The organism is Flavobacteriales bacterium, assembly GCA_013214975.1.
In the GTDB taxonomy this organism is placed as follows: Bacteria; Bacteroidota; Bacteroidia; order DT-38; family DT-38; genus DT-38.
In genome coordinates this window covers 1-5,253 of sequence record JABSPR010000052.1, presented here as the reverse complement: position 1 = coordinate 5,253, position 5,253 = coordinate 1, and the positions used below count along the sequence as shown (strand labels likewise).

Annotated in this window: 4 protein-coding genes; 1 reads left to right on the top strand and 3 read right to left on the bottom strand. The window is 34.0% G+C overall.

Going from position 1 to position 5,253, the window contains the following annotated elements:
- Window positions 1-195 precede the first annotated feature (195 nt).
- Genes HRT72_02945 through HRT72_02935 form a run of 3 tightly spaced genes read right to left on the bottom strand, consistent with a single transcriptional unit; the run spans window position 196 to window position 4,672 of the window.
- On the bottom strand, window positions 196-2,940 hold the full coding sequence (locus HRT72_02945; protein NQY66667.1) for a DUF3352 domain-containing protein: 2,745 nt from the start codon (window positions 2,938-2,940) through the stop codon (window positions 196-198).
- Window position 2,941: 1 nt separating this feature from the next.
- Window positions 2,942-3,541 carry a ribonuclease HII gene (locus HRT72_02940; GenBank protein ID NQY66666.1) on the bottom strand — a complete coding sequence of 200 codons (600 nt, stop codon included), beginning with the start codon at window positions 3,539-3,541 and terminating at the stop codon, window positions 2,942-2,944.
- A gap of 3 nt (window positions 3,542-3,544) precedes the next feature.
- Window positions 3,545-4,672: a glycosyltransferase family 4 protein gene (locus tag HRT72_02935; protein NQY66665.1), complete on the bottom strand. Its 1,128-nt coding sequence runs from the start codon at window positions 4,670-4,672 to the stop codon at window positions 3,545-3,547.
- Window positions 4,673-4,854: 182 nt separating this feature from the next.
- Here HRT72_02935 and HRT72_02930 point away from each other — a divergent pair.
- Window positions 4,855-5,253 (top strand): hypothetical protein (locus tag HRT72_02930; protein NQY66664.1); only part of this gene is annotated, 399 nt, incomplete at its 3' end.

The window sequence follows — 5,253 nt, the reverse complement described above, 5'->3', positions numbered from 1 at the left end:
TTCAATTACCGGAAGATCTTTAGTGCAAGACGAAAGAAGCGTTGCTGTGCAAAAAACAGTAACGCATAGCCATAACGTATTTAAAAATCGCGTTGTATTCATATGGTGTCGGTATTAATGGTTTGAAATAGAGTGGGTTGTGTCTTGTTTGGATTTCTTGCCTTTTGTTAACGCAAATGTATAGAAACAAATGTACTACTCAAGCGAAAAAGTATAGATATTTCTACTTTCGTCGCCAGTAATTAGGTTTAAGCTTCCGTTTCTATTTATATCGGAGATAGAGAATTTTTTACTTCCTGTAAGAGGAAACCCTTCGGCCATAGTTCCATCTGGATTGAAAAGGAAAACTTCGTTTGATTGTTCCGCTAGAATTCCGATTTTAACTCCTTTCGATCCAAAATTGAATAGGAGAGGTGTATCTGAGATTTCTGTGTTGAATGTGTAACTATAAACTAATGCTCCCTCATGATCATAAACGGAGAGTATGCTTTGGTCTAAATAAATGTACTCGGCAATTTTGTCGTTGTTTATATCCTTGTAAAGAAAGAAGTGGTTGGAACTAACCGTGTCTATTAAGATAATTTCTTCTTTACTGCTTAAGTAAAGTTTACTTATTGTTCCTAATGTATCCGTACTAATAATTTTCGTAGAGTTGATGTCTTTTCCAATCTCAATCGTAATTTCTTGAGAGTTTACATTTGTCGATTTTTTCATTTTAATACGGGTTTGACCTTGTCTATTTAAGACGTACACTTTACCCAAAGAATCGACGGCAACAACATAGTCCTTCTTCTTTATAGAGAAGTGCTTGATTTGCGCCTTAATAATAGATTCTGATTTTTTGAATTTCCACCCTCTAACCAGTTTGCCTTCACCAGTGTAATTGTAAATATGCTTGTCTTCGCATGCGACTATAAGCCTATAGTCTCTTTTGTTATCATAATCAATAATTGCTACAGGATTCGTTGCATTGGCTTTAAGTTTAATCGGATATCCATCGACATAGTTTCCTTTTCTATCTAACAGATGTATTGCAGATGTCGTATTGAATAGCATTTGAAGTTTTCCATTCTTATATAAATCAATCTGAGAAATGGAACCTATAATCTCATCATCAAGAGTTTTTTTGAATAAAACTTTACCGGTAGGGCTAATGAGATAAATTGAATTAAGTACATCTTGTACAACGATCTCCTTATTACTTGTGTAATGGTTTATTACAATGGAAGGTTTTGTTCTGATGCAAGTATCCAATTCTGTTTCCCACATGGAGGCGCTTACTTGTTTGTAAACGGGATTGTAATCCAGGTAAATATTATTGTAAAACGAGTTCTTGATATCTGTTCCGTTTATTTGATAACCCACTGCTCCAAACTTTTGAAGTAAATCAATTTGTTCTGTAATTTGGTTAGAGCTTGATGGATTAAGAAATGCTTTGTAGATATTACTAGAACGAGCAATATTAGAGTATAAATAGATATTAGATTCGGAAGATAATTTTTCAGCAAAGTTTATGTAATTAATGTCTCTGCTAAGTGTCTTTTCGGAGAGGTATCTATTAATAAATTCTTTTAACCCGCTATTGCTATTTCCAAAGACAACATATTCATCGATTATGATGAAGTAGCTCTGATCTAGTCCTTGAAATAATCCACCTAAAAGATTAGGTATGATATAAGGGATGTTAATATTAACGATATTGAAATCTCTGTATGTTTCTGTTTCAACCTTTTTACTATGGTAGCTGGATAGAGAAGAGACAAGACTGTCCAATGAATTATTTACTTGTTCAACGTTTTTAGATTTAAATACTGCATACGTATTCCTTGTAAGATTACTGTTTTTGGGTTCTGTATAAACAAGGGCTATTTCGTTTCCAATCCAAGAAAGAAGACTCTTCTCGATATCTAATTCGTAAAGGCTGTTTATTGCGTTTATAACATTGGTATGGTAGTTAAGTCTTTCCTTTCTCTTTAAGTAGCTCTTGTATTTTGAATAAAATTTATCAAAATTACTCATTCCTATAAAAATGAATGACGAAGTACTAGACGGAATAATATGGGTAAACTTAATTTCTTGTTGAGTTTGGCCTTTGAAAAGATTGAGGTAACTATCTAAGGAATCATTAAAAGTTGTAAAGCCGTTCATTGTTATGGAATTTGGCCTTATTCTTACGTCCGACTCCGACCACTCAGCAAAGCTGGATAGTGTTAATATGTTTTTATATGATTTTGAATCCAAATAGGAATCGAAAAGTTTAAAGAAGTATTTGAAGTTCAGATAGATATTTGCATCTGTTTTTTTTCCTGCTGTTTTATGTATTTTTTTAAAGAGTATGTTGTCTTTTATTGAATTTCCCGTGCGTGTATGTTTAACAGCATCTTCCACAAGTACAATAGAGTAGCTTCCAATAAATAGCCCATCTACTATGGTAAACGAAAATGGTTTTGGAGATAGAGCAATCGTATTTATTACGGTACCATTATAATTTTTTGTGCTTAATTGATTTTTTGAAAATCCATTGTCATCAAGGATTGTTTCCAGGGAAAGTAGATTTATTTTTAATCCGAGATTAAATGTAAATAGGAACTCATACTTCTTATCCCCAGTAGAGTGTATAGAGGCATATAGAGGGTTTTCTTCTAAAAGGTCATCAAGTAGATTGTTGTTTTGAACCGCACTATCAATCTGAGACATTTGATAGTTTAATTGATTAAAGCAGTCAACTGTCATTAACTCCTCCCACATTATATTTGTTTCCGATAACTTATCATAAACCTTCTTTGCTTCATTTAATTCGATAATTAATGCAGCATTTCTCGGTATTGCATTTAATGCATTGTTTGTAGGTTCCGAGCGTTTTAATAAAAAGAGATACGTATATCCGATTCCCCCGAGAAGAACAATAATTGAAATGAATATGAAAACCTTTTTAATCATTCTATAATTCATCTGTAGCTTGAGCAGGCAGTAAACAGAAAGTCATGCGATGATATTTAGTTGCACCAAAATTAGCAATGGCCTGTCTGTGCGTTTTTGTAGGATATCCCATATTCGAATACCATCCATATTCGGGCAATTGCTTATTGAGCTTTAACATGTAGTCATCCCGATGTGTTTTGGCTAGAATAGAGGCAGCTGCTATAGACATGTATTTTGAATCGCCTTTAATAATGCATTGATGATCGATGCCTTTATATGGTGTGAACCTATTGCCATCAATTATTAAATGATTTGGGGAGGATTTTAATTTATCGATTGCTCTATGCATAGCCAAGAATGAAGCATTTAATATGTTTATTTTGTCTATTTCGATATTGTCTACAACTCCTACAGCCCATGATAAAGCTTTCTTTTCTATCTCAATTCGTAGCAAATCTCTTTTGGATTTGGAAAGTTTCTTTGAATCATCTAACCCCTTAATAGGCTTTTTTTTATCTAAAATAACGGCTGCTGCGTATACAGGGCCCGCTAAACAGCCTCTTCCTGCTTCATCGCATCCTGCCTCAATAGCTTTAGATATGTAGTGTCGTTTTAACATTGCTCAAATTTCTAAAACTTTCTCCATACTTGCCCATAATTTTTTAGCAGTTATATCCCAGGAGAATTCTTCTCGTATTATTCTTCCATTTTCTACTAATTCAATTCTTAATTTTTCATTGGATGATATCTCATCCATTGCTTCTTTAATTTTTATTGTCGATTTGGGATCGACAATTAACCCTGCATTTCCTGCAATTTCCGGCATGGATGTTACATTGGAAGTGATAATAGGAATGTCGCAATTCATCGCTTCAATTAAAGGAATACCAAACCCCTCAAAGTTTGAAACGTAGGTTAGAGCAAGGGAAGAAGCAACTAAATTACTCAAGTCTTTAACACCTAGTCTTCCGGTGAAAATAATATCCTCCGAATGTTTCATGTTAGTGTAGGCAGTGGTTATATCGGCCGACCACCATTTTTTCTCGCCAACCATTACTAGCTTAATGTTGTTTTTTGAGGCAGACTTAAATAGATCAAATGCTTTGAACAGATTTGCAATGTTTTTTCGAGAATGCATTGTGCCAACAAAAATGAAGTATGGGCAGTCGGCTGAAAACTTATTTTTTATTTTTTCTTTATCGTTTTCAACAAGTGGTTTATACAAACTATTAGACCCGTTATAGACTACGTCAATTTTATCTCGGTCAATACCGTATGTGTTTGCTATATCTTTCCTAGAAAATTCCGAAACTGTAGCAATTCTATTAGCAATTTTCGCATATTTAGGGAAGAAGTGGCGATAAAATTTCCGGTAAGCCCATGGAAGGTATTCTGGATAATGTTCAAAATTTAAATCGTGCATTACAGCTAGCGCAGGCACTTCAGATGAACAAGAAAGATACCCATCAGGAGATAAGAATAGGTCGGCCTTTAATTTTCTTAGGATACCCGGCAGCTTAAACTCAAACCAATAATAATATAAGAGAGGATGGCGTGTAGGAGGTCCAACCACTATTGGTTTCACATTTTTTGCGAATATGAAATCGTCGTGATAGGGCCTGTCGAATATAAAGTAAAAATGGTGCTCGGGGTGATCTACTGTTATTCGCTTGAGCACCTCGAAGGTGAACCAGCCGATACCATCTAATTTATCTTTAATCAATAAACGGGTATTAACGGCTATTTTCAATTTGATTTAGTTAAGATCGATGAGCAAATTTAGGTTAAAATAGATGGTCCCAAAGTCACGATTAATGATATTTTTGTATTACCAAATATTGAAGAATAAATTGAGCTTGTCGTCGTTAAGATGATTCTATTTATAACAGGCGATTCAATAAGCCCATTTAGAATTTTATAGGTGCAAAGAGAATGGAAAAAAAAGAACTGAGTATAGAGGGGCTAGTCCAATTGGTGTTTGATAACAGCAGAACATTATTGGTTGTTGTTGTTATTGCAATGGGCCTTGGATATGGAGCGTCATATTTGATAAAGCCAAAGTTTAAATCAACGTTAATATTATATCCCACTAGTCAGAATTCTATATCTGAGTCTATTATACGAGGAGGAAAAGGGTTTCTTGATTTTGGGGATGAGGTTCAAGTTGAAAAAATGTTACAAGTCCTAAATTCAAATGAGATTAGGGATTATATAATAAAGCGATACGACTTGTATAAGCAGTATGAAATCGAACCGAAATCTAAAAATGCTTGGACACACGTAATTGAACAGTATAAAAGTAATGTTCAGTTTAAGAAGAACGAATTCATG

Bases quoted from the DNA above. Each gene is read 5' to 3' on its own strand.
- HRT72_02945 (NQY66667.1), bottom strand. From the start codon at position 2,940: ATGATTAAAAAGGTTTTCATATTCATTTCAATTATTGTTCTTCTCGGG.
- HRT72_02940 (NQY66666.1), bottom strand. From the start codon at position 3,541: ATGTTAAAACGACACTACATATCTAAAGCTATTGAGGCAGGATGCGAT.